General features: G+C 47.8%; 26 protein-coding genes and 2 pseudogenes. 25 read left to right on the top strand and 3 right to left on the bottom strand.

Annotated features, from left to right (window positions below; all coding sequences use genetic code 11):
- The first annotated feature begins 7 nt into the window (after window positions 1–7).
- Both GKO28_RS08190 and GKO28_RS21305 read left to right on the top strand, forming a co-directional pair.
- Window positions 8–493 carry a PilX N-terminal domain-containing pilus assembly protein gene (locus GKO28_RS08190; protein WP_182075936.1) on the top strand — a complete coding sequence of 162 codons (486 nt, stop codon included), beginning with the start codon at window positions 8–10 and terminating at the stop codon, window positions 491–493.
- Window positions 494–502: 9 nt separating this feature from the next.
- Window positions 503–859: a type IV pilin protein gene (locus GKO28_RS21305; protein ID WP_182075935.1), complete on the top strand. Its 357-nt coding sequence runs from the start codon at window positions 503–505 to the stop codon at window positions 857–859.
- 36 nt (window positions 860–895) lie between these two features.
- Here GKO28_RS21305 and GKO28_RS08180 read toward each other — a convergent pair whose 3' ends face one another.
- Window positions 896–1813: a LysR family transcriptional regulator gene (locus tag GKO28_RS08180; protein WP_182075934.1), complete on the bottom strand. Its 918-nt coding sequence runs from the start codon at window positions 1811–1813 to the stop codon at window positions 896–898.
- A gap of 500 nt (window positions 1814–2313) precedes the next feature.
- Here GKO28_RS08180 and gshA point away from each other — a divergent pair.
- From gshA to GKO28_RS08130, 10 genes and pseudogenes are all read left to right on the top strand, one after another.
- Window positions 2314–3583, top strand: a pseudogene (gene gshA / locus GKO28_RS08175) (glutamate--cysteine ligase).
- Window positions 3583–3915: a multidrug efflux SMR transporter gene (locus GKO28_RS08170; RefSeq protein WP_182075933.1), complete on the top strand. Its 333-nt coding sequence runs from the start codon at window positions 3583–3585 to the stop codon at window positions 3913–3915. Before gshA ends, GKO28_RS08170 begins: the two are co-directional and overlap by 1 nt.
- A gap of 133 nt (window positions 3916–4048) precedes the next feature.
- Window positions 4049–4999 (top strand): glutathione synthase, encoded by a 951-nt coding sequence (gene gshB, locus GKO28_RS08165; RefSeq protein WP_182075932.1) that lies wholly within the window; start codon window positions 4049–4051, stop codon window positions 4997–4999.
- Window positions 4993–6102 (top strand): FAD:protein FMN transferase, encoded by a 1110-nt coding sequence (locus tag GKO28_RS08160; RefSeq protein ID WP_307838969.1) that lies wholly within the window; start codon window positions 4993–4995, stop codon window positions 6100–6102. Before gshB ends, GKO28_RS08160 begins: the two co-directional genes overlap by 7 nt.
- 162 nt (window positions 6103–6264) lie before the next feature.
- Complete coding sequence (locus tag GKO28_RS08155) at window positions 6265–6681, top strand: PTS sugar transporter subunit IIA (protein WP_182075931.1); 417 nt, start codon at window positions 6265–6267, stop codon at window positions 6679–6681.
- On the top strand, window positions 6681–6953 hold the full coding sequence (locus GKO28_RS08150; protein WP_182075930.1) for an HPr family phosphocarrier protein: 273 nt from the start codon (window positions 6681–6683) through the stop codon (window positions 6951–6953). The genes GKO28_RS08155 and GKO28_RS08150 overlap by 1 nt, the downstream gene beginning before the upstream one ends.
- A gap of 146 nt (window positions 6954–7099) precedes the next feature.
- Window positions 7100–8828, top strand: a pseudogene (gene ptsP / locus GKO28_RS08145) (phosphoenolpyruvate--protein phosphotransferase).
- Between the two features lie 65 nt (window positions 8829–8893).
- Window positions 8894–10540 carry a diguanylate cyclase gene (locus GKO28_RS08140; protein ID WP_182075929.1) on the top strand — a complete coding sequence of 549 codons (1647 nt, stop codon included), beginning with the start codon at window positions 8894–8896 and terminating at the stop codon, window positions 10538–10540.
- Window positions 10533–11603, top strand: coding sequence for a lipopolysaccharide assembly protein LapB (locus GKO28_RS08135; RefSeq protein ID WP_182075928.1), 1071 nt, complete (start codon window positions 10533–10535; stop codon window positions 11601–11603). Before GKO28_RS08140 ends, GKO28_RS08135 begins: the two co-directional genes overlap by 8 nt.
- 118 nt (window positions 11604–11721) lie before the next feature.
- Window positions 11722–12396, top strand: coding sequence for a class I SAM-dependent methyltransferase (locus GKO28_RS08130; RefSeq protein ID WP_247646436.1), 675 nt, complete (start codon window positions 11722–11724; stop codon window positions 12394–12396).
- A gap of 68 nt (window positions 12397–12464) precedes the next feature.
- Here GKO28_RS08130 and GKO28_RS08125 read toward each other — a convergent pair whose 3' ends face one another.
- Entirely contained in the window at window positions 12465–13196 is a 732-nt protein-coding gene (locus tag GKO28_RS08125; RefSeq protein WP_182075927.1) for a carbonic anhydrase family protein, read from the bottom strand.
- A 360-nt stretch (window positions 13197–13556) separates the two neighbouring features.
- Between GKO28_RS08125 and GKO28_RS19590 the strand changes: the two genes are divergently transcribed.
- Genes GKO28_RS19590 through GKO28_RS19575 form a run of 4 tightly spaced genes read left to right on the top strand, consistent with a single transcriptional unit; the run spans window position 13557 to window position 15800 of the window.
- A complete protein-coding gene (locus GKO28_RS19590; RefSeq protein ID WP_247646435.1) occupies window positions 13557–13814 on the top strand; it encodes a hypothetical protein in 258 nt (85 codons plus the stop codon).
- Window positions 13768–14865 (top strand): hypothetical protein, encoded by a 1098-nt coding sequence (locus GKO28_RS19585; protein WP_247646434.1) that lies wholly within the window; start codon window positions 13768–13770, stop codon window positions 14863–14865. The genes GKO28_RS19590 and GKO28_RS19585 overlap by 47 nt, the downstream gene beginning before the upstream one ends.
- A complete protein-coding gene (locus GKO28_RS19580; protein ID WP_247646433.1) occupies window positions 14816–15571 on the top strand; it encodes a DUF3362 domain-containing protein in 756 nt (251 codons plus the stop codon). The genes GKO28_RS19585 and GKO28_RS19580 overlap by 50 nt, the downstream gene beginning before the upstream one ends.
- A complete protein-coding gene (locus tag GKO28_RS19575; RefSeq protein WP_182075925.1) occupies window positions 15558–15800 on the top strand; it encodes a hypothetical protein in 243 nt (80 codons plus the stop codon). The genes GKO28_RS19580 and GKO28_RS19575 overlap by 14 nt, the downstream gene beginning before the upstream one ends.
- 115 nt (window positions 15801–15915) lie before the next feature.
- Here GKO28_RS19575 and GKO28_RS08115 read toward each other — a convergent pair whose 3' ends face one another.
- A complete protein-coding gene (locus GKO28_RS08115) occupies window positions 15916–16179 on the bottom strand; it encodes a hypothetical protein (RefSeq protein WP_182075924.1) in 264 nt (87 codons plus the stop codon).
- A 147-nt stretch (window positions 16180–16326) separates the two neighbouring features.
- Between GKO28_RS08115 and GKO28_RS08110 the strand changes: the two genes are divergently transcribed.
- The 9 genes from GKO28_RS08110 (at window position 16327) to GKO28_RS08080 (ending at window position 25265) form a co-directional block, all read left to right on the top strand.
- The gene (locus GKO28_RS08110; protein WP_173532690.1) at window positions 16327–16524 is read left to right on the top strand and encodes a SlyX family protein; all 198 of its coding nucleotides are present in this window, start codon (window positions 16327–16329) and stop codon (window positions 16522–16524) included.
- Between the two features lie 262 nt (window positions 16525–16786).
- On the top strand, window positions 16787–17344 hold the full coding sequence (locus GKO28_RS19570) for a BCCT family transporter (protein ID WP_247646432.1): 558 nt from the start codon (window positions 16787–16789) through the stop codon (window positions 17342–17344).
- A complete protein-coding gene (locus GKO28_RS19565; protein WP_247646431.1) occupies window positions 17274–18368 on the top strand; it encodes a BCCT family transporter in 1095 nt (364 codons plus the stop codon). Before GKO28_RS19570 ends, GKO28_RS19565 begins: the two co-directional genes overlap by 71 nt.
- The gene (locus GKO28_RS19560) at window positions 18368–18799 is read left to right on the top strand and encodes a hypothetical protein (RefSeq protein ID WP_247646430.1); all 432 of its coding nucleotides are present in this window, start codon (window positions 18368–18370) and stop codon (window positions 18797–18799) included. Before GKO28_RS19565 ends, GKO28_RS19560 begins: the two co-directional genes overlap by 1 nt.
- Window positions 18800–18889: 90 nt before the next feature.
- Window positions 18890–20842: a bifunctional diguanylate cyclase/phosphodiesterase gene (locus GKO28_RS08100; protein WP_182075923.1), complete on the top strand. Its 1953-nt coding sequence runs from the start codon at window positions 18890–18892 to the stop codon at window positions 20840–20842.
- Window positions 20843–20989: 147 nt separating this feature from the next.
- Window positions 20990–22555, top strand: coding sequence for a TIGR03862 family flavoprotein (locus GKO28_RS08095; RefSeq protein ID WP_182075922.1), 1566 nt, complete (start codon window positions 20990–20992; stop codon window positions 22553–22555).
- 28 nt (window positions 22556–22583) lie between these two features.
- The gene (locus GKO28_RS08090; protein ID WP_247646429.1) at window positions 22584–23612 is read left to right on the top strand and encodes a class I SAM-dependent rRNA methyltransferase; all 1029 of its coding nucleotides are present in this window, start codon (window positions 22584–22586) and stop codon (window positions 23610–23612) included.
- A 442-nt stretch (window positions 23613–24054) separates the two neighbouring features.
- Window positions 24055–24378, top strand: a complete 324-nt coding sequence (locus GKO28_RS08085) for a hypothetical protein (RefSeq protein WP_182075921.1) — start codon at window positions 24055–24057, stop codon at window positions 24376–24378.
- A gap of 2 nt (window positions 24379–24380) precedes the next feature.
- A complete protein-coding gene (locus tag GKO28_RS08080; RefSeq protein WP_307839091.1) occupies window positions 24381–25265 on the top strand; it encodes a hypothetical protein in 885 nt (294 codons plus the stop codon).
- Window positions 25266–25290 lie beyond the last annotated feature (25 nt).

The raw sequence follows: 25290 nt of genomic DNA, 5'->3' as shown, positions 1-25290 counted from the left end.
GACTAAGATGCGAAAAAATAAGCAAAGTGGTTTTATCTTGATTATTGCATTAGTGATGTTGGCGGTGGTTACCATCCTGGTGGTCAATGGCATGCGCGGCACGACGATGAATGAAAAAATGGCGGGTAATTACATGGAACGCAATCGCGCCTACCAGGCGGCAGAGCAGGGGCTGCGCCAAGGGAGTGCTTTATTGCAAGCCAATGCAGAGACCTGTGCTGATGGTTGCAACAGCATGTCGGTGGTTGGGGTAGCGGATGCCGTGACCGCCATGCCAACGGCGTGGTCTGACACTAATTCGGCGGAGGCGACGCTTGCCAGCGGACAGAAATCTTCTGCCAGATATTTAATCAATAGATTGCCCAATACGCTGCTACCCGCCGATAAATTGGCATCGGCATGTGCAGCCTACAGCATCCTCGCGCGCGGACAGGGTGCTGATAGTAGCTCGGTGGTGGTATTACAAACAACGGCTTTTATCTGCCCACTTTAAGGAATCAGCATGATTAATCACCGAGGTTTTAGCTTAATTGAATTGATGATTACAGTGGCGATTATTGGTATTTTATCGGCGATTGCACTGCCAAATTATCAGGAGTATATAAAGAAAACCCGCCGTGTTGACGCCCAGCAAAGCATCGTGTCGCAAGCACAGGCGTTTGAGCGTTATTACACCACCAATGGCCGCTACACCACCGCCAGCGGCGGAACGACTTGCGGCGTTGCCAATCCTAGCGATACCCCAAGCAATACCTATTACACCTTTACTGCGGCATGTACTGACACCACATTTTACGCTGACGGCGACTCCCATTGCTGGCAAGTCACAGGCGAGCGACGGCACGCTCATTCTGGATAATACCGGCGCACGTACTGGTACTGGAACTTGGCCGACTTAATCCGCAGCCGAGCTGGATAATCTGGCTTTCAGCTCGGGCAAAATAAAATCAATAAAGGCGCGGTATTTTTTGGGCATCGCGCTGCGTTGTGGATACACCAAATAAATCGGCGTTGGTTTTTCGTACCACTGTGGCAACACCGCCTGTAATAATCCCAAGCGACAATAGCTTTCACCAACGATATCGGGCAATAGCGCGATACCGTGCCCGGCCACGGCACTCATGGCCAGGGTGGGATTGTTATTGCTACACAGCACCGGTTGCAAGTCGACAGTGAATTTGGCGCCAGCCGATTGCATTTGCCATTGCCGCGTTGTTTGATACTCGTCGTTAATTAAAATATCGTGGTGAGTTAGATCTGCTGGGCTGTGTAATTGCGGCGCTTGCTGCAAATAATGCGGTGAGGCGTAGAGCTTTTCCAGTGAATGTCCAGCAAGTCGTCCGACTAAACGTTCATCCCCCACCGTACCTGAGCGAATACAAAAATCAATGCCTTCCAAAATCGGGTCTTGGATGCGGTTATTGGCGTCAACGCGAATATTGAGCTTGGGCTGTAATTTGGCAAATTGCGCCATTAAAGGGCCGATCACATATTGCGCCATCGATGGCGTGGTGCTGATGAATAATTCGCCTTCAATATGTTGCTGCGTATCTTCAATATCTAAGCGAACTTGGCCTAATAATTCGCGCAAAGCCTGCGCGTGGATCAATAGCGTTTGTCCCGATTCAGTTAAAGAGATGCGCCGCGTGCTGCGTAGCAATAACACCGAGCTCAATTCCAGCTCTAATTGACCAATTAACTGGCTAACATGGCTTTTAGCGCAGCTCATTTCTTGCGCTGCGGCGGTAAAGCTACCAAGGCGAGCAAGTGATTCAAAGGCCAGCAAAGCTTCGGGCAGCAATTTTGTTTTCATTGAAGAACAACTCGTTTTGGGTTTGATGACTAATCAATACTGCATTATGCACATAGGATATGCCGCTGGGTCAATCGATGTGGGATGGGGTATGCGCTGTTATTTAAGGTGATTTTGGCGATGTTTGGCGATGAATGATGTGAAATATGATGCTTTTGCCCGTCATCATTCAATCTGGTGGGCGCAGTTTCAGCCGCCTGTTTGCCAAGCTAATCGCCATAAAAAGAGTTGGCGAGGCGAAACGCATTGTTCTTTAAATCAGACTAAATAGGATGAATTTAAGCCATTACGTTCTGGATGATTATCGCTGGGATCGCATTGCTGTTTTTGGCTAAAGGGTGTTTTTAGTGCTATGCCGGTATTGCTCTAGATGCTTTATATATAAAAGCATTGATGCATATACCTATAGATACCTTGCTGGTGTAGTGACGGAGAGCTTGAATTTGGCCATTTAGCCGCCATATCTTGCAGATCCCTTTCTAACTTTCGCCGGAGTCGCCATGAGCGTGCCGCATCTGACCACAGCCTTAACTGGGCCTCTCTTAGACCTTGAGCGAAAAATCCTCGCTGCGCAACCCGAGATTGAGCACTGGTTTCGCAATCAATGGCAAGAGCATACCCCGCCGTTTTATGGTTCGGTCGATTTACGCAACGCGGCTTATAAACTCGCACCGGTCGATATGAATCTATTTCCGGGCGGCTTTAATAATTTAAATCCTGATTTTCACCCGCTGGCAGTGCAAGCGGCGATGACCGCGTTGGAAGGCTATTGCCCTGATGCGCGCCGCGTCTTGTTGATTCCAGAAAATCACACTCGCAATCAGTTCTATCTACAAAATGTGGCGGCGCTGAGCAAGATTTTGCGCCAAGCAGGGATGGTGGTGCGCATCGGTAGCCTGAATCCAGAAATCACTGCTGCCACAACGCTGGAAATGCCTGACGGCAGCACCATGGTGCAAGAGCCCGTCATTCGTACCGGCAATCGTGTTGGTTTGGCTGATTTTGATCCGTGCGTGGTGCTGCTCAATAACGATTTGTCAGCCGGTATTCCGAGCATATTAGAAAACATCGAGCAAACGCTGTTGCCTCCGCTGCATGCTGGCTGGTCAACACGCACTAAAACGCAGCACTTTACTGCCTATGATCGGGTGGTGAATGATTTTGCGCAATTGATTGGCATCGATCCATGGATCGTAAATCCGTATTTTGATCATGTTGATGGCTTGGATTTTCAGTCGCGCGAAGGCGAAGAAAAACTGGCGGCTACAGTCGATCAAATGATTCAAAAGATTGCGCTTAAATATGCCGAACACGGGATTGAGCAAACGCCATTTGTGATTGTCAAAGCCAATGCCGGCACGTATGGCATGGGGATTATGAGCGTGAAATCGGGCGAAGATCTGCTCGGCTTAAATCGCAAACAGCGCAATAAAATGTCGGTGATTAAAGAAGGGGTGCAAGTGCACGATGTGATCGTGCAAAGAAGGTGTGCCAACGATGGAAATCGTCGATGATGGCGTTGCCGAACCCGTGGTGTATATGTTGGATCGATTTGTAATTGGCGGTTTTTATCGCGTACATACCGGCCGTGGTATCGACGAGAACCTCAATGCGCCGGGGATGCACTTTAAGCCATTGGCTTTTGCGACTCCGTTGACTACGCCCGATTGTGACGGCTCGCCTGATTGTGAAGCCAATCGTTTTTATGCCTACGGCGTGGTGGCGCGTTTGGCGCTGTTGGCCGCTTCGCTTGAATTGGAACAAGAATAATGTCGGCTTTAAGCCAGGCTTGGCTGCTGTTGCTCGGGGCTGGTATTTGTGAAATTGGCTGGCCGCTGGGATTTAAGCTGTCACAAACCAGCCAGTACCCAAAATTGGCGATTGCTGCGTCGATTCTCTCGATTGCCGTGAGTGGTTTGTTGCTATGGATGGCGCAAAAGCAGATCCCAATTGGTACCGCGTATGCGGTGTGGACCGGCATTGGCGCTGCTGGGACATTTTTAGTGGGCGTAGTGTGGTTTAACGACCCGCTCACCGTAATGCGTAGCGTGGGGGCGATGATGATTATTGGCGGCGTGATTGTGATGAAATTGGCGCACTAATTTACGTCATTAATGTCATCTAGAATTTCTATGAGTCAAGGCGCCATCATTGGCTAACAATGATGGCGATTCTTTTCAAGCGATGGCATTAAATACGTGAAATCGAGTTGGGCTATTTAAAAAGGATTCAAAAATGCGATTTTTATTTGTTGTTGATCCACTCGCTAGCTTCAAAATTTATAAAGACACCACTTTTGTCATGATGCGCGAAGCGATTGCGCGTGGCCATGAAGTTTGGACGTGTTTGATTGACGAGTTGAGTTTGAAGCAAACGCTGGTTCAAGCGACTGCGCGGCGTTTGACGTTAACGCCCAATGCCGATGAATGGTATCAAGAAGGCGATGCTGAAGCGATTGCGTTGCGTGATTTTTCTGGCGTATTAATGCGTAAAGACCCACCGTTTAATCAGCAATATTATTATGCAACGCAGCTATTTAGTTTGGCTGAAGAGCAGGGCGCCAATGTATTTAATAGCGGCCAAGCTTTGCGTGATTTTAATGAAAAATTGGCGATTTTTAAGTTTCCGGAATTCACCACCGAAACCATTGTCAGCCAAAATCCTGCCGATATTCGCGCCTTTGTCGCAGAGTTAGGTGATGTGATTGTGAAGCCGCTCGATGGTATGGGTGGGGCAGGTATCTTCCGCTTGCGCCCAGACGACGCCAACTTGGGCTCGATACTCGAGATGCTCACCGCCAATGGCAGCCAAACCATTATGGCGCAAAATTATCTGCCAGCGATTAAAGACGGCGATAAACGCATTTTGTTGATTGATGGCGTACCCGTTGAATGGTGTTTGGCACGAATTCCAGCACAGGGCGAAACGCGCGGCAATTTAGCCGCTGGCGGCACGGGGGTTGCGCGACCTTTGACGGCGCGAGACCGTGAAATTGCCAGCCAGCTTGGTCCGCGTTTGGCGGCACAAGGCTTACTCTTGGTGGGGCTGGATGTGATTGGCGATCATCTCACCGAGGTCAATGTCACTAGCCCAACGTGTTTTCAAGAAATCACCGCTCAATCGGGGATTGATGTCGCAGCCCTATTTATTGACGCTTTAGAGCGTAAGGTGCTGGAGCAGTGCTAAACACCGCTGAGCGAATCGTGCATTTAACGACCGTTGGCATCGTGCCGCGTTTGTTGCGTGCGGCGAGGCGCTTTGGCGGCCGTTATGCTTGGCTCGCTGCGGGTTTGCTATTGAGCGCCTGTAGCCAGCCGCAGCTGTATACCCAAGAGAGCTATGTCTTTGGCACTCGAGTACAAATTAGTATTTATGGCTTAGAGCCCGAAGTGGCTGCAAAGCATGCCAATGCCGTCTTAAAAGAACTCGATCGTTTGCACGTTAAGCTGCACGCTTGGCAGCCTTCTGAAGTGACCCGTTTAAATCAAGCTTTTGCCCGAGATGAACCGGCGCTGGTGGATATTGAATTGGCGCAAATGATTCAGCAAGCGGCCAATTACGCACAGCGCTCCGATCAATTATTTAATCCTGCCGTTGGCAATTTGGTGCAGTTATGGGGGTTTCATCAAGACCAGTTTGCGCCGGTGACGCCAGACCCTGCGGCGTTACAAGCGGCGTTGGCCGCACAACCTAGCCTAGATGATTTAACGTGGAATGGTGCTAGCGTGAGTAGCAGTAATCCACAGTTGGCGATTGATTTTGGTGGCTTTGCTAAGGGCTGGGCTTTAGATCATTCGGCCAATTATTTGCGAAAAGCGCGGGTGATGAATGCGCTGGTGAATATCGGTGGCAATGTGATTGCGCTGGGCAAAAAAGGCGGCGAGCCTTGGGTGGTGGGTTTGCAACATCCACGTTTGCCTGAGGCCATGGCGACATTGCCCTTGTATGACGGCGAAGCGATTGGCACGACGGGAGATTATCAACGCTTTTTTGAAATGAACGGTCGGCGTTATTCTCATGTGATTGATCCCCGCAGTGGGCAGCCAGCACAAGGCGTGCAGGCGGTGACGGTCCTTAGCCCAAGCCATGCCGATGCCGGGACGGTGTCTGATGTGGCAACCAAACCGATGTTTATTCAAGGTGTACCATCAGCACTGCGTTATGCGCAGCGCTTTGGAATCAAAGACGTGTTAATGGTGAGTGCCAACGGCGATGTGTATATTACTGAGCAATTACAACAGCGTTTAACGTGGCTAAAACCACCGCCGCATTTGTATCGATTACGCTAAATTGTTGTAGTGATGTTGTTAGGTACTATGAACATGTCGTAAGTTTTAAAACAGCTATATTATATCTGTGGTCTGCTGACGATTAGCTTTTGATCAGTAGACCCTAGCTTAAATAGATATTAAAAGCTCTTAAAAACGAGCTGGAAAAGGATCCCGTCACACATGGTAGGAATCATCATTGTCACTCATTACACCATGGGTGAAGCGCTTATTGCCTGTGCTCAGCACATTATGGGACGTGCTTTGCCGCAATTGGCTCAATTGGCCGTAAGTAAGGCCGATGATCCCGATGAATTAATGAAACGAGCGCAAGAATTGATCAATCAGCTGGACGATGGTTCGGGCGTCTTATTATTGACCGATATTTATGGTGGCACGCCTTCAAATATCGCCAGTCGTTTAATTGTTCCGGGCCACGTTGAAGCGGTCGCAGGGGTTAATTTGCCGATGTTAGTTCGAGCATTAACTTATGGCCATCAATCGCTAGATATTGCCGTGAGTAAAGCCATTACCGGTGGTTTAGAAGGGGTATTGTATATGCTGCCTGCGGTGCCACAAGATGAAAAAGGCGATTCATAATGCTGCAACAAGAAGTAGAAATCATCAATAAATTAGGATTACATGCGCGAGCATCGAGTAAATTAACGCAATTGGCTAGCCAGTTTCAATGTGAGGTATGGATTACTCGTAATCAACGTCGCGTCAATGCCAAGTCAATTATGGGTGTGATGATGTTGGCTGCAGGCAAGGGCAGCAAAATTACCATTGAAACCAGTAATGCTGCTGATGAGGCCGAAGCGATGAATGCATTGCTAGCCTTAATTGCGGATAAATTTGGTGAAGGTGAGTAAGCCCTCGGGCAAAAATAGCATTTAAAGCAGGCCACATGTGTGATGTGTTGATGCGAGGCCACGCAGCAAGCAAACTATTGGTTCACTTGGCATGATCTAGCTTTGTGAATGTAAGGCCGCGAAATGCGGACCTTGGAGGGAAATGGATGAGTATTACTTTGCATGGTTTAGGCATTGGTGGCGGTATTGCCATCGGTCACGCGCATTTAATATCGCAAGCCGATATTGAAATCGTGCATTACCAATTGCCGCCCGAAGCGATTGCCGGTGAAGTACTGCGCTTTGAAGACGCAATTCGTAATACACGCAAAAGAGCTTGAAATGCTATGGGGAAGCATCCCCGAAAATGCGCCCACGGAATTGGGTGCATTTTTAAGCCTGCATATCATGTTGCTCAACGATCACACCTTATCCAAAGACCCGATTCATTTAATTCAAACCCAGCATTGCAATGCCGAGTGGGCATTGCAGCAACAACTGGATGTGTTGTTGGCGCAGTTTGATGAAATCGAAGAAGAATATCTGCGCGAACGGCGCACCGACGTCATTCAAGTGACTGAGCGTATCTTTAAAACCCTAGCCGGACATGAGCCGATTTTTCATGCCCCGCATTGTGGTGGCGACGACTGCATTTTAGTCGCGCATGATTTATCGCCCACCGATATGGTGCTGTTTAAAGATAGTAATTATCGTGCCTTTATTACTGACGTTGGTGGGGTGACTTCACATACCGCAATCTTAGCGCGTAGTCTTGATTTACCTTCGGTATTGGCTTTGCGCCACGCGCGAGAAATGATTCGCGAGCAAGAGCTCATCATTGTCGACGGGATTAATGGCGTCGTTATTATTGATCCAGACGAGCTGATTTTGGCCGAATATCGTTTGCGGCAAAACGATTGGCTGCTGAAACAAAATGCCTTGCAAGACATCCGAACCAGTCAAGCCATCACGCGCGATGGCACGCCGGTTGAGTTGTACGCCAATATTGAACTGCCTGAAGATTGTGAGCTGGCGCTAGAAAATAACGCTTTTGGTATTGGTTTATTTCGCTCTGAGTTTTTGTTTTTAAAAGAAGACGATTTACCCAGCGAAGAAGAGCAATTTATTGCGTACAAGGCCGTTGCTGAATCAATGCAAGGCAAGCCAGTCATTATTCGTACTGTCGATTTGGGTAAAGATAAAATCCCTTCGTGGCAATCCGAAAGCGAAGCCCCGAACCCCGCGCTGGGTTTGACCGGGATTCGCTTATGCATGGCTGAACCGCAAATGTTTCGCACGCAATTGCGCGCGCTATTACGCGCCTCGGCTTTTGGCAAGGTGAAGCTGCTCTTGCCAATGCTGTCGACGATTAGCGAAGTGAAGCAAACGCGAGCGCATTTAGATGAAGTAAAAGCCGATTTGCGCCGCCATCAGATTTTATTTGATGAGGGTATCGAGCTTGGCGGCATGATTGAAGTGCCTGCTGCGGCGATGGCTGTGGCTACTTTTTTAAATCATCTGGACTTTGTGTCAATTGGTACCAATGACTTGATTCAATACGCCTTGGCCGTGGATCGCAACGATGATGCGGTCAGCCATTTGTACGATCCACTCAATCCCGGGGTTTTGCAGCTGTTGTATCACGTGATCAGCACCGCTAATCGCTTGGGTAAGCCAGTGTCGATGTGTGGTGAAATGGCTGGAGACCCGAGTTTGAGTCGTTTATTGCTCGGCTTAGGCTTACGACGGTTCTCGATGTTGCCGATTCAATTGCTTAAAGTGAAGCAGCTGATTTTATCGGCAGAAATGGCGTTTATCACGCCGATTGTGGCGCAAATGCTGGCGGCTGAAGATAGCGATCGTTTACGCGAACTCTTGCAAGAGCTTAACAAATAGTAGGGTACTTTCTCGTGAGTGATGCCTATAAACCTTTAGCAGTTGATACCTAGGTGGTGTATTAATTGGCTAAAATCCAATTCAGCAATTTTTTGAGCAATCAGGTTTCTGAACTCGATGCTTTATTGATGGCTGCACGGCAGCAATATCGCAGTGATTGCCAGCAAACGCTGCTTTTAGCCGAGCAAGCGCTACTTATTGCGCAGCAGCAACATGATGCGGCCGCGCTTGCCCAAGCCACGTTACTGCTTGGGCAAGCGAAGTACATTTTATCTGGCGCGGAAACCGCACTTCCCATTTTACGTAAGGCACTCACACAAGCCAAAGCCATCGCGGCGCATCGTTTGGCTGCCGAAAGTTTGATCGGTATTGCATGTGCTTTGCAAAGCCTTGGGCAATTGCACGCGGCGTTTTTAGCCAATCTTGACGCTTTGCAAGCGGCCATTTTAGACAATGCACTTACACTGTATGCCGAAGCTTATTTAGGCATGGGTAATCTCTATGTGCAGCACAACGAGCACAGTAAAGCGCTGCATTATTTAGCCTTGGCCAGTGAATGGGCGGATTTATCGGCGGATCAAGATTTACGCTGCAAAACCCGGCTGCACTTGAGCGCCACCTTGTTATCGTTGCGAGAGTTTTCGCTCGCTTACGACGTACTACAACAAGCCAAAACGTTTTTAATTTTGCCCTTACGGCGCGATTGGCAAGCTGAGATTTTTAACTACCTCGGCTTAATTCATGTCGAGCAGGGTGAATCGAGCTTGGCGCTCGATTGCCTACAGATGGCGTGCCAAATCAATGCCGAAGCGGGTTTTGTTTGGGGGCAAACGGTCAATTTATTGGGTTTGGGCAAGTTAAGCTTTCGGCTTGATCAGCCGCAAGCGGCGTTAAGCTACTTGCAGCAAGCTTTGGCATTGGTGGATGAATTCCAAGATTTATATCTATTGCAGCAAATTCATTATCAACTCTATCTGATTTATGAAGCGCAAGGCGATGCTGTGCGAGCGATGATGCATCACATTGCTTATCACGATCATTACATGAAATTGCAACGGCAAAAAGAATACAGCCAATTTCGTGCCAATGATAAGCGTCGGCTGCAAAATATCGAAATGAAGTTGAAGCTACTCAGCTCAGAGCTGGAAGTGAACCAGCTAAAACAGCAACGTCATCAAGAAGTGGATCGCTTACGTGAGCTAGAAAGTGCGGTCTATCACGATGGGCTCACTGGCGTGTATAACCGCCGCGCTTTGGATGAGCGCTTGCCAGAATTACTGCGGTTAACGCAAGAAAGCCAAGGGGATTTACTGGCGATCATGATCGATTTTGATCACTTTAAGCAGATTAATGATCGCTTTTCCCATCATATTGGTGACGTTGTATTACGTACAGCGTGTGATGTGTTGTCTAAATTAAGCCGTGAAAACGATATGCTGGCGCGGTATGGTGGCGAAGAGTTTGTGCTGATTGTGCATCATGTTGATACCGCCATCGCCAGCCATATCGCCGAAAGAATGCGCCAAAAAATTGAACAATTTAATTGGGCGGACTTGCAAACTGGTTTGTGCGTTTCGATTAGTTTGGGTTGTGCCGTATGGCAATACGGTGAAAGTGCCGTCCAATTATTGGCGCGTGCCGACAAGGCCTTGTATGCCGCCAAACATGGCGGGCGAAATTGTGTGCGTTTTGCCGAGGTCGATCATGCTTGATTTAAGCCAATTACAGGCGCGCGGCAATGCCATTGCGATCTTGGCTAATCAAGATTGTGAGACCGCTTTGGCCCAAGCTGAGGCGATGCTCGATGCGATGCAAGCGCAGCAATTGCCTGAAGCGATTGTCATCGCGCTGCAAACCAAGGTGCGCGTGTTACAACGGCTACCGAATAAAACCCAAGCGATTGCGCTGCAAACTGAATTAATTCGCTATTTAAAGCGCGAACAACTGCCGCAAAATCTGGCTGCGGCTTATTGGCGACTGGGGCAAATTTATTACGACAGCCTGGCGTATTATCGCGCTTTGGATGCTTGGCTTAAATCACTAGAAATCGCCGGAGAACGGCAAGACATCCATGCCGCAGCGCGGGCGTATATTGGCGTAGGCAAGTTTTTCTTTGGTCTTGGTGAATATACCCGTGCTCTACATTGCCATAATATGGCACAAATAATTGCTAGCTCGCTGAATCTAGTGCAGCTGGATACTGAAATTGGTTTGAATATTGCTGCTGATGCTTTTCGATTACAAGATTTTGCAACGGCGTTAACGGCACTCACTAAGGCCAGAGCCGCGTTTGATGCCGGTTTAAATCGACCTTCTTGGTTGGGCGAGGCCGATTTTTATCAAGGCATGATTTTTTTTGAGCATGGCGAGTTTGCCAAGGCGCAGGAGTTTTTAAGCCGAGCTTATAAAATTCACCATAAGCAGCATAATTCATGGGGTGAAAGCCATGTTTTATTGGCGCTAGCACGAACATTTATTAAATTGGCCGAGTATGAACATGCCGTTGAATGCCTAGAAACTGTTTGCGCATTAAGCGAGCAACATCAGCAAATTTTGTTGAGTATTGAAGCTTACGAAGTTTTATCCATGCTGTATGTTGAGCAAGGTGATTACGTAAAAGCCTTGCAGTTTCATAAACGGCTGCATGAATTAATTCGCAATAATCCACCCGAGCAAAGGCCGGGTTTACGATTAAGTCGGCATGCGAGTCAACGCTTACAATCAATTGAGTCAACGCTTGAGCTGATTCGAATTCAAGCGCGTTTAAAGTGCTAGCGGTTTTTCGCTGGCACTGATTGAGCCTGCCAAGCGGCGCTTTTTACGCCAAATCCATATTAATGCCACAGGTAAAGTGGATCATTCACGCGGTATAATCGTTTTTTTGCTGTAGTGAATGAGTGTTATGTCTCGCGAAACGCTGTCTTTAAACGATGAAATGCGCAATTATTTCCTCGATACCGCCTTGCGCGAACCGGCTATTTTAGGTGAGCTGCGTGATTTTACCGCCCAACATCGGGTGGCAAAAATGCAGTTTGCACCGGAACAAGGTGCGTTACTGATTTTTTTATTGCGCCTAATTCGCGCTAAAAAATACCTCGAAGTTGGCACTTTTACTGGCTATAGCTCAATCGCTGCGGCGTTGGCGATGGGGCCAGAAGGGCGTGTGATCGCCTGTGATTTGGTTGAAGAATTTACCAATATTGCCCAAGAGTGGTGGAAAAAAGCCGGCGTTGAGCAGCAAATCACCCTTAAATTGCAAGCGGCGGTGTTTTCTTTAGAAACCTTGGTCGCTGAAGGCCATTCAGGCAGTTTTGATTGCATGTTGATTGACGCGGATAAACCGTTTTATCCAACGTATTATGATTTTGCTTTGGAATTGGTGCGCCCGGGCGGCTTGATTATTTTGGATAATATGTTTCTCGGTGGCCGTGTCGCCAACCCCAAGCCACATCATCCGGCCAGCGTGCAAATCTTGCATGATTTTAATCGGCAGTTGCGGGATGATCCACGCGTTGAGCATGCCATGTTGCCGGCAGGCGATGGGATGACATTGCTATTTAAACGTTGAGTTTGTTGTTCAATAGAAAAAAACCCTAGGGTATATACCGCTAGGGCTTTTTTATTAATGGCTGTAGCTCAATACCAACTTACTTGGCCATTGCTGGTGTTGTACATTGCGCCGACAATTTTAATTTTGCCTTGTTCTTCCATTTCTTTCAGAATCGGGCTCATTTGGCGGATTTTTTCAACCGTTTGCTGCACATTCATTTCGGCCACGTTTTGCACGAATTCATGGTTGTGAGAGTTACGCTCGCCACTGGTTTGCGCGGCATTCACTGCCGGCATGAGTTTTTCGAGTAAACCCGTTAGATTGCCCATTTTTACGTTGTCACACGCGCCTTTAATTGCGCCGCAGCTGGTGTGGCCCAGCACGACAATCGCGCGTGATCCCGCCACTTTGGCGGCATATTCAAGACTGCCCAGCATATCTTCGTTGACCGTATTGCCCGCAACACGAGTGGTAAATAGATCACCAATTCCTTGATTAAAAACCAACTCCGGCGCCGAGCGCGAATCAATACAGGCCACCACGCTGGCCAGTGGATATTGCCCCAGCGCGGTTTGTGTTACTTGTTTTTTATAATCGGGGGCAAGGGCTTTGCCGCTACTAAAGCGCGCATTGCCATTTTTAAGGATGCTAATTGCTTGCTCTGGCGTAATGCTGGCTTGTACCGCCTTAGTCAGGGTTTTGCCAACGGCATAAGGCTCTGGTTTAACTTCACCACCATGATCATCGGCGGCCCAAGCCGATGAAACAGCCAATACGGACGATAGAATAAGAGGAAGTAGTAAGGATTTCGCTTTCATTGTGTTGACTCCAGATCAAACGTGATGAAAAAAACGCAAATATTCATATACTCATATGTCAGTAAATACGGATATATGACGTTGTGTTTCTGAATATAGTTCTTATTTTTGCTGACATGGATCTTGGGTAACAACAAAATCCATGCGCGAATTGCCACCCGACTGACGGTGGTGTTCAGTTTGGAAAAGATAAAGCGATTTGCAGTGGTGCTTGAGAATGAAATGCGAGCTTAAATCAGACTTAAATCCTTAAAAACATTAAGGTTTTTCAACATCGGGATAGATAAATAACTCGCGGTTTAGCTCTGCATTCCAGTAAAAATCTGCGACAATGCGCGATTAGCCTTGTTTGTGATCAGCATGAATACCTCTCATTCCCCGATTTATGATTTGCCCGCAGGCGTAACGCCGCGTCAACCTGCGCCTTTTTTGCCGATGAGCCGCAAGGAAATGAATGCGCTGGGTTGGGATGAGTGCGACATTATTTTGGTCACTGGCGATGCCTACATCGATCATCCAAGTTTTGGCATGGCGCTGTTGGGGCGTTTGCTCGAGGCGCAGGGTTTTCGCGTTGGGATTATCAGTCAGCCCGATTTGGACTTCCGCCGACGAATTTAAACAGCTTGGCAAGCCGCGCCTGTATTTCGGCGTCACGTCAGGCAATATGGATTCGATGATTAACCGTTATACCGCGGATAAAAAACCACGCTCGGACGATGCCTACACCGCTGGCGGCATGGCCGGTAAACGACCCGATCGCGCGCTGAATGTATATTGCCAACGTTGCCGCGAAGCGTATCCGGGTGTGCAAATTATGGCGGGCGGCATCGAAGCCAGCTTGCGCCGCATCGCGCAATACGATTATTGGAGCGATAAAATCCGCCAGTCGGCGCTGATTTATTCTAAAGCTGATATTTTACTGTTCGGTAATGCCGAACGGGCTTTGGTTGAAGTCACGCAGCGCGTTGCAGCCGGTGAAAAAATGAGCGAAATTCGCGATGTGCGCGGTACCGCATTTTTAGCCCCGCATGGCTGGCGACCTGCTGGTTGGGTAGAGCTGGATTCATCGATTGTGGATATTCCGGGCAAGGTTGATCAACATATCAACCCGTATGCGACCGAAGAAGATAAACAGCAAGGCGTTGAAGGCAATACTCCCGACTCCCTAATTCCAACTCCCCAAGTTATCCAGATGGTTTCTCGCGAAGCGCGCCTGGCTGCGCGCCGCGAAGTGCGCGGTCGCACGGTGATTCGGATTCCATCGTTTGAAACGGTGACTTATGATCCGGTCAGCTACGCCCATGCCAGCCGCACGCTGCATTTGGAATCCAACCCCGGTAATGCCCGCGCTTTGGTGCAGCAACATGGCGAACGGGATGTGTGGATGAATCCACCGCCGATTCCGCTAGAAACCGCCGAAATGGATTACGCTTTTGATCAATACTTTGCGCGCAATCCGCATCCGAGCTACGGCCAGCAAGTGATTCCCGCGTGGGATATGATCCGGTTTTCGATCAATATTATGCGTGGTTGTTTTGGCGGCTGTACATTCTGCTCAATCACCGAGCACGAAGGGCGGATTATTCAAAGCCGCTCGGAAGGTTCGGTATTGCGTGAAATTGAAGAAATTCGCGATAAAACCGCAGGCTTTACTGGGCATATTTTCTGATTTGGGTGGACCAACCGCCAATATGTATCGCTTGGCGTGTAAAGATCCAAAAATCGAAAAATCCTGCCGTCGTTTAAGCTGTGTTTATCCCGGCATTTGCGAGAATTTAAACACCGATCACAGTAGTTTGATCCAACTGTATCGCAAAGCACGTAAGATTCCAGGCGTGAAAAAAATCACCATTGGCTCGGGTTTGCGCTACGACTTAGCGGTCACATCGCCAGAATATGTCAAAGAATTGGTCACGCATCATGTGTCGGGCTATTTGAAAATCGCGCCGGAGCATACCGAAGAAGGCCCGTTGTCAAAAATGATGAAGCCGGGCATCGGCACGTTTGAAAAATTCAAAGCGATGTTTGATAAATTTAGTGCTGAAGCTGGGAAGCGGCAGTATTTAATTCCTTACTTTATCGCCGCGCATCCGGGAACGTCGGATGAAGATATGCTGAACTTGGCGCTGTGGCTGAAGAAAAACGATTTCCGCCCCGATCAAGTGCAAGCGTTTACGCCAACGCCGATGGCGATGGCCACGACGATGTGGCATACCAAGCGCAATCCTTTGAAGAAAATTCATCGCAGCTCGGAAAAAGTCGACGTGATTCGTGATGAAAAACGCCGTAAAGCGCATAAAGCTTTCTTGCGTTATCACGACCCAAAAAAACTGGCCACTACTGCGCGAAACACTGCGCGAGATGGGGCGGACTGATTTGATTGGCAATAGCCCGAAGCATCTCATTCCAATGGAGTCGCCCGAAGAGCGCGCGCTGCAAGCCCGACCGGTGCCGAAGGGTAACGCACGTGGTGGCGGTGGCCCGGGTTCGGTCGGCAAGATACCGAATAGAAGTAATGGCGCACGTAATAGTACAAACAACACTCAGCGAGCAATACCCCGTGGTACGGCGCCGGGTAAACCCAAAGCTGCGGGCGACTGCTAACCACCCGCAGTCAGGTAAACCGGGCACAACGCTAGCAAAGAAGCCACGCGCTCGTTAGCCCCAGGATGAACTAAGCCACAGCAGTGGCTTAGGCTTAGTTAGACGATGCACAGTTTTAACACGAGATACTGGCGAAGGCGCTGGCATGGAGGTCGAGAAAGTCAGCAGCAGCGGTTTTGCTGCTATAGATGGACAGTGTGGTTTGATCGGCTTCACGTAGCATCGCGACCAGATCGGCATCGTCAGTGAAGGCCATATTTTTGCCAAATAAAATCAGCCAATCACCGTGCACTTCAACGATGCGGGCATGCAGTTGTGGCGCCTGATCGCGTGCTTCTGGCAGGGTGTAAAGATGGATACCTTGAAATTGAATGGTCATCGAACATATAGCTGTGTGGTTGATCTCCGCATTATCTTGCCTTGGACTACTGATTTTGACTAGGGCGGTGGTGATCCGTGTTTTAAAAACGAAATCTGCTGCTGAGCGAGTATCATCAAATTGATATTGAAGTTTATTGGAGTAATTATGGAAGCGCGCATCACCGAATTAGAAATCCGCCTTGTATTGCAAGACGAATTACTCGATGATTTAAATCAAATCATCGCACGGCAACAGCAGCAAATTGATCATTTGCAACAGCAAGTGAGTTACTTACAAGAACGCAGTGTTGGCCCCGAGCAGTCTGGACGCAGTCTTTTGGATGAAATCCCGCCGCATTACTAGGCTTCATTTTATATTGATCACGGTGATGCCATTGCGAGATTTTGGCGTTTCATGCTTGATCCAATGATTGGATTTTTATCTCGCCAAGGCCGCTGTCAGTGCGGCTTTTTTGTGTTTGCAATATGAATTAGTCATACTGAAAAGCATCGATGATTTTTTCATTTTCAGCACGTATTTCCTTACAAAAATGTACATATTTGGGTGGGTTGATCGAGTTCAGCATGTTATGGTGTTTTTTTCTGAAAATGAAAAGGAGTAGTGGATGAAGACGTCTACCTTATCAACACGAACGACCTTTTGCTGGCCAGTGGTACTACCTAGTTTGGCTTTGGTGCTGGTGTTATTGCTATTTTCAATGCTTGCTCCGAGTCAGGCTGAGTACATTTTTAACTCCAGTAAAAGCTGGATTACCGCGTATTTCTCTTGGTTTTACACTCTGGCTGTCGCCGCTTTCGTTATTTTATTAATTGGTATCGCGATAAGTCGTTACGGCAATATTCGCTTAGGGCCGGATGATGCCGAGCCCGAATTTCGTTTTTCATCGTGGATCGCAATGCTGTTTGCCGCAGGTATGGGCGTAGGACTAATGTATTTTGGGGTCGGCGAGCCAATACAGCACTTGATTGCGCCACCGACAGCGGTCGTCGGCACGCCATCTGCTGCGCGCGAAGCCATGCTGATGACCTTCTTTCATTGGGGAATTCATGCTTGGGCGATTTATGGCGTGGTCGGGCTGGTGCTGGCCTATTTTGGCTTTCGCTACAATTCTACCACTGACAGTGCGCTCGGGGCTTTACCCCATTTTAAAAGATCGGATTAATGGTCCGTGGGGGCATGCGGTTGATGTGTTTGCGCTGTGTGGCACTATATTCGGGATTGCAACGACGCTAGGTTATGGTGTGTTACAACTGTCAGCTGGGTTAACTCACGTCAGTGGTTGGGATTTTTCTAGCTTACCAATGCAGTTGGGCTTGATCGCTGCTGTTGTCGGCTTGGCAGGATTGTCGGCCGCATCAGGCTTAGGCAAGGGGGTGAGGATTTTAAGCGAAATTAATTTATCGCTGGCTATTTTCCTGATGCTGTTTGTTTTAGTTGCTGGCCCAACACTCTATTTATTGGGCAGCTTTAGTGAAAATATTGGCAATTATTTAGCCAATATTGTGCAGCTCACTTTCCGCAATTTTACCTATGAGCCAGCGAATTCGGAAAACTGGTATCAAGGTTGGACCATTCTGTATTGGGCGTGGTGGATTTCTTGGGCGCCTTTTGTTGGTATGTTTATCGCGCGGATTTCACGTGGTCGCACCATTCGAGAATTCATCGTTGGCGTCTTGGTGATTCCAGCAACGTTTAATTTCTTGTGGATGACGGTGTTTGGTAATGCCGCCATTTGGGTTGATACCCATACCGCGATGGGTGCGTTAGGGGCCAGCGCCGGTAATGTCGACGCGCTATTGTTTACTTTTCTTGATTACTTACCATTCGCTAGCTTAAGCTCGGTTGTTGCTTTGACGCTCATTGCGATTTTCTTTGTGACTTCCGCGGATTCGGGCGCTTTTGTGATCGACAATATTGCCAGCCGTGGCAATACCCAATCGCCGGTGTGGCAACGCTTATTTTGGGCGGTGATTTTGGGCTTGGTTGCGGGCTGTTTATTGACCGCAGGTGGCTTAAAAGCCTTGCAATCGATGACGATTGTGGCGGCTTTGCCGTTTGCGGTAGTGATGTTATTGCTGTGTTTTTTAGCCTGCTCAAAGGTTTGCGAGCAGATGAATTGCATGCACAGCAAAAATTATCGCATGCAAGTAACTTTTGGAATGGCCAACGCTGGCGCTCACGCTTAGTGCAGATTTTACGCCAACCGACGCAGCAAGATGTTCGCGCTTTCTTAAGCGATACGGTGCAACCGGCGATGGAAAAAATTGCTGAGGAATTGCTTAAAAACGGTGTTCAAGCAAAGGTTGAGCGCATGAGCGAAGATAAAGTGCAATTGGAAGTCATCCAAAATCAGTTGCGTGATTTTGTCTATGGCGTGGCATGTACGCAAAAATTGGTACCTGATTTTGCTTTAGCCAATACCGCTTTACCGACTTCAGAGCAGGCCGAAACGTTTGAACCGACGACTTATTTTACTGATGGGCGCAAAGGTTATGACGTGCAGTCTTTGGTTGAATCTGAAGTGCTGGCTGATATTTTGAAGCAATACGAGCGGCATTTGAGTCTTTCGCTCAATGCTGACGCCTCTTTGTTACAGCATGCGCCATCTCATCGTTGATTTATCGTAAAGAAACAGCGCACATTTGTGCGCTGTTTCAACTTATACGCTATAAAAAAATACACCATTCTTTCTTAATAAGTAGGTTAAATGCGTCATTCATTGACTCGGCGCTGTTGTCAGTGGCTGAAGCCGCTGATTTCTCAATTTGGCGTGTATTTCTTTTTTGCGATCGTGATTGGTCTTGGTTTATTGCTGAGCATTATCGTGCTTTATAGTGGCAAGCAAGTGAACGCGGTCATTCAGCCTTTGGTGAATGAATCTGTTCCTATCTTGCGCACCATCAGTGAGCTTAAAACCAAGGTGACTGAACGCCAAGTCATCATGAATCAATACTTTGCTTATGGGCTCAATCAAGCACAGTTCAAAAAGAAATACCGCGACAATCAATTACGCTTAACTCAGCTGGTAGAGCAATCCAATCCGAAGCGGCATCAACATCCTCGGCACATTGCGATTGTGGCGATGAATGACAATGCTCAGTTATTGGCCGAACGACTAGAGCATGTGATGAGTAGCAATCCGGTTGATGCGGATGAGGCGCGAGCTATTTTGGTCGAAAGTGCCATTGATACCAATGAATTATTATTGCAATTGGATCGCTCTTTTGTCGATGTGAGTCAAGAAATCGAAACGGCCAGTCGTCGGTCTTTGCATGACGTTAGCGTGATGGTGAAGCTAGTGCTGGCGTATAGCTTGGCGATTGTGGTGATTGCGATATTGGTTGCGTATTACATTCATGCGCGTCAGCGCGCCGAAAAAAAATTAGCCCATGCCGCACGCCATGATCGCTTGACCGACTTACTCAATCGACGCGTTTTTGAAGCGGATATTGCTGCTTTGCTTGATACGCCATGTGCAGTTATTTTGATTGCAATTGATCGTTTTCAGCGGGTACAAGGCGGCTTGGGTTATGAAGCCGGAGATGAATTATTGGTCGCAGTCAGTACCAGACTGCAGCCGATTATTCAACAATTTGGTGGCGTGTTGTATCGGTTTGAGAGTTCGTATTTTGCTGCTTTATTGGATTTACGCGGCGAAGAGCGGCCGCCGGAATTGCTTGCCAAAGTACTGCATGACGCTTTGCAATCTGGCATTTTGATTGCGGGGCATGAGTTATTTTTAACCTTGAGTATGGGCGGCGCGATTTATCCGCAAGATGGCAGCGATGCGGTGACGTTAATTCGCAATATGGATGCGGCACTTGAGCAAGCGCAGCAACAAGGTGGCAATGCCTTGCGCTATTACGATCAGGAAATGAATGCACGTGCCTTAGAGCGTTTGGCACTTGAAGCCGATTTGCGTTATGCAATTGAGCGCAATGAATTACAGCTTTATTTTCAGCCCCAAGCGCATATTCATTCATTGCAAATTATGGGTGTTGAATGCCTTATTCGTTGGCACCATCATGGAAAATTAGTTTCACCGATTGAATTTATCCCTTTGGCAGAAGAATCTGGTCTCATTATCCCGATGGGCGAATGGATTTTACGTACTGCTTGCCAGCAGGCTAAAGCTTGGCAAGATGCGGGTACGCCGCTGATTGTGGCGATTAATATCTCGGTTCGGCAGTTTCAGCACCCGCATTTTTTGTCCTTGGTGCGTCAGGTTTTGCAAACCACGGCTGTTGATCCGGCATGGATAGAATTAGAAATTACCGAAAGTGTGGTGATGCAAGATGCCGATCATACGATTGAACTATTGCAGCAATTACGCGATTTAGGGGTGATGCTGTCGATTGATGATTTTGGTACCGGTTATTCAAGTTTGTCCTACTTAAGACGTTTTCCGATTAATAAATTAAAAATTGACCAAAGTTTTGTCGGTAATTTGGTGTCTGGAAACCAAGACGCTGCCATTGTCGATGCCATCGTTCGCTTGGGGCATAATCTGGGCTTAACAGTGATTGCCGAAGGGGTTGAAACAGAGGCGCATTTGGCTGTTTTGGCACAGCTTCATTGCGATGAAATTCAAGGGTATTATTTCTCACGGCCATTACCGTTGGCTGAGCTGACCCGCTTTTTATCCTCACAAATCGCTTGATCGATATCTGGTGGCGATTGATCCAGATCTGGATGGGCGGTTTTTCCAGTAAAAAATGCGTAAAAACAGCAAATTGTGCAGTCTTAGCCGGTGAATTTCGGTATAAGAGAGCCTTCGCGTTTTATTGCCTTTGAGTTTGGATTTCCTATGCCTAAGAAAAAATCGACTGCCTCTCCCTCTGTTGCCATTATTGGTGGTGGCCCTGCTGGCTTGATGGCGGCCGAAGTGATTGCTGCGGCTGGGTTTTCAGTAGAATTATTTGATGCTATGCCTTCGGTTGGACGTAAATTTTTATTAGCCGGTGTTGGCGGAATGAATATTACCCATGCCGAAGATGCGGCTCAATTTTTAGGCCGTTATGGCTCTGCGAGCCAAGACCTAGCGCCAATGATTGAACAGTTCGGTGCCAATGCACTCACGGCTTGGGTGCATGATTTAGGCATTGAAACCTTTATTGGCTCATCAGGGCGGGTATTTCCCAAAGAAATGAAAGCCGCGCCATTATTACGTGCGTGGTTAGCGCGGCTTAAAGCCAGCGGCGTTAAATTTCATGTTCGTCATCGCTGGTTAGGCTGGGATCAAAACCAAGCGTTGCGCTTTGCCAATCCAGAAGGTGAAGTTCAGCGCACATTTGATGCCGTGGTGTTGGCTTTAGGTGGTGGTAGCTGGGCTAAGCTCGGTTCAGATGGCGCTTGGGTGCCATTATTGGCCGAGCAAGGCGTGGATATTGCACCATTAAAACCGGCCAATTGCGGTTTTGATGTCGCTTGGAGCACGCATTTAAGTGAAAAATTTGCCGGTAGCCCACTCAAATCGGTTGCGGCAGCAACTCGTCCTCACGATGCGAAAAAAGTCGGTGAATTTGTACTCACTGCTGGCGGGATTGAGGGGAGTTTGGTCTATGCCTTATCGAGTCAATTGCGAGACGATATTGCCGAGCACGGCAGTGCGACCTTGTGGTTGGATTTAGTGCCACAAAAATCATTGGCGCGTATTACCGAAGAATTATCTTTACCGCGCGGTGCTGATTCGATGGCGAATCATTTACGCCGCAAGCTGGGGATTGAAGGCGTTAAAGCCGGCTTATTGCGTGAATTGGTGAGCAAAGAAGACTTTATGCAACCGGCGAAGTTGGCGGCGGCGATTAAATCATTAGCCATTACACTATTGGCACCGCGCCCGCTGGATGAAGCCATTAGCACTGCCGGTGGCGTGCGCTTTGCCGCGTTAGATGCTAATTTAATGCTGAAATCCGCGCCTAAGGTATTTTGTGCTGGTGAAATGCTCGATTGGGAAGCGCCAACAGGTGGTTATTTACTCACCGCGTGTTTGAGTAGTGGCCGTGCAGCAGGCTTGGGCGTGATCAATTGCTTGCAAACCGCCTCTGAGACTAAGCCTAAAAAAGCCGCCACCAGCAGCGCTGAAGGTAAAGTTGCCAAGCCTAAAGCCAGCGTCGCAATGGATAGCGAAGCCGTGCCGGCGAAAGCCAAGCGGGTGAGTAAAGCCAAGGTGGATGCTGCTGAATCAATTGCCGCTACCACTGAAAAACCCAAAACCCGTGCTGCAAAAACAGTACCTGCAGCGAGCACGGAACTTGAAGCTGCACCGGTGAAGCCCAAACGCAGCCGAAAAGTCGCCGAAGCACCTGCGGTCGAAGCAACGGATGTTGTGCCGGCGAAAGCCAAGCGCACCCGCAAACCGACCCAAGAATAAACCCATTACAATTTAATTGAGATAGACCATGACTGATACCATGCAAGAACCGTTGTTTTCCTTACTTGATACGGCGTTAGCCAACCGCGCGGATTTAATTACTCAACTTGCTGCTGAGCAAACCAATACTTACCGTTTATTTCACGGCAGTATTGAAGGTGTGCCAGGGTTAACGATTGATCGTTATAACGATTTAATCTTGATTCAAACTTTCCACCGCGCTTTGTCGATTGAGCAATACGCTGAAATTGAAGCGTTTTATGCCCGCACTTACCCGGCATGCGCGCTAGTTTATAACGACCGCAGCCACGGCAATTCACGGGTGATGAATCGCCTGACCGAAGCAGAAGAGATCATCGCTTACGAGCCACGCATTGCTCAAGAACTGGGCGTGAATTACCGCATTCAAGGTCGTCATAACGGCCAAGATCCATGGTTATTTTTGGATTTACGCGCCGGCCGCCGCCGCGTGATGCAAGAAGCCGCAGGTAAATCAGTACTCAATTTATTTGCCTACACTTGCGGCGTGGGTATTGCTGCTGCTAAAGCCGGTGCACGCCATGTGGTGAATATTGATTTTGCTGAATCGAGTTTATTGGTGGGTAAAGACAACGCCAAACTCAACGATTTGCCAATCCGCGTGCGCTTTGTGCAATCGGATGCATTTGCCGCATTGAATCAATTGTCGGGTAAAGGTCAAGCGACAATGGTGCGCGGTAAACGTATGCCAACGTTCCCAAAACTGGAAAAACAACAATTTGATTTGGTGATGCTCGATCCACCACGCTTCTCGAAAAGCCCATTTGGCGTCGTTGATTTGGTGAATGACTACGCCTCAGTATTTAAGCCGGCACTGCTGTCGACCGCTGAAGGCGGTACGCTGATTTGTTGCAATAACGTCGCGCAAGTGTCACGCGATGCTTGGCTGGATCAACTTGAGCGCTCTGCGGCTAAAGCCGGCCGCCCTATCAGCAGCATGGAATGGATTAAGCCCGATAGCGACTTCCCAACATCGGATGGTCAGCACCCACTTAAAATCGCGCTATTGCGCGTTTAAATCGTCGTATCACAATAGCCTGCTTTGCAGGTAATGCCGTTCACTTAAGCCAAGTGAGCGGCATTTTTTTCCTCTATTTCATTGCTGGTGTCGCTTTTGACGCAAAGGTACAGAGAAAATCAATCGAAAAACCCTGAATTTCCTCCGCGTCTTTGCGCCTCTGCGTCAGGTTTTCCAGGGTTTGTCGTTAGGTGAACTGTATTTCTGCTTTGCAGGCCATTTTTTTTTGAATTGGTTGCTGAAAAGTAACGCTCTTTTTTGATTTAAGTTGAGTTATTGGTTTTTTGATTTTTTTCATTTTCCATTGTGGCATAGTCAGCATAAATGACCCGCGACGAGGTCATCCCAATGGATGGAAGGAAACAATGCAAACTCTAATCTTCGGCACTTCATGCCAGAACATCATCACTCCTGCCCGCAATATCGGTATTAGGAGTCAATCATGAATAAAATTAATCACTACCTTAATGCAATTTTATTGCTGGGTTTAGTATTGATTGGTTGGATATATTTTAAAACCGACCCGCTACGCGTAGACGAAAATACCAATTTATCGCAAATTGTGACTTATGCTTCGGGTCGACTGATTCATGATCCGTTTTTAACCAGCGTTTCTGGTTATCATTATTTAATGTCTTGGATTGTTCGCTTATTTGATTCAGATTCAACCGCTTTATTACGTGGTTTCAGTGCCGTGCTGGGTTTGGGGTGTATTGCTTTTTTTTATCAATCAAATCGCGTGTTTACAACAAACAATCAGTATTGAACGTGTGGTTCAATTCGCTGTTTTTCCAACGATTTTTTCCGTTTTTCTTTTTGATTTATAACGACGTTGCATCGTTGTTTTTTATTCTAGCTGGCTTGTTTTTATGTTTGCGGCAGCGTTATTTATTTGGCTGTTTTATCTTAATTTTAAGTATGGGAATACGGCAAAATAATGTGATTTGGCTAGTCGCCATTCCCGCACTTTGCTGGCTGCAGCAAACTCAATTTAGTGTTAATCGCGCTAATTTATTGGCTTTTGCTCGTAATTGCTGGCCGATTGGCTTAGGTTTAGTCGGCTTTACTATTTTTCTAGTGCTCAATAAAGGCGTGGCCGTGGGGGATCGCAGTATGCATCCACCGTTTGCTTTGAATAGCGGCAATGTGTTTTTTTTCTTATTTTGCTATTGCCTTATTTTCTTGCCGCTAGTGTTGTCTCGAACACGTGACAATATTCGTTTTGCTTTGGTGCAGCAGCATACCGGCTTGATGCTGGCCGTGTTGTTTGCGCTGTATTTATTCGCGTTTAATAATACGCATCCGTATAACAATGTAAATGAAGATTTATTTATTAGAAATTGGATATTAATGAAGATTTTTGCCAGCTTTGAGCTAAAAATCTTGTTTTTTATTCCGGTGGTACTCGCAATATTGGATTTGGCGCATAGTCTGCAGCAACGGCCAATCTTATTGCCGATTCTTTTCGCCAGCCTGCTATTTTTGATGCCTTCATGGCTTATTGAGCCGCGTTATTACATGATTAGTTTTGCCTTGATCATGCTGTTTCGTCCCGATGGCCGTCTGGCGGTAGAAAAGCTCACTAGCATGTATTGCGCGCTGTTGTCGGTTTTGGTGCTGTATGCGACACATCAAAATATGTTATTTCTATAATCTATTGGGTATATCTTTGTATTGA

The organism is Deefgea sp. CFH1-16, from assembly GCF_016881365.1.
Taxonomy (GTDB): domain Bacteria; phylum Pseudomonadota; class Gammaproteobacteria; order Burkholderiales; family Chitinibacteraceae; genus Deefgea.
The sequence above is the reverse complement of the archived record's forward strand: the minus strand, read 5'-3'. Positions and strand labels throughout refer to the sequence as shown.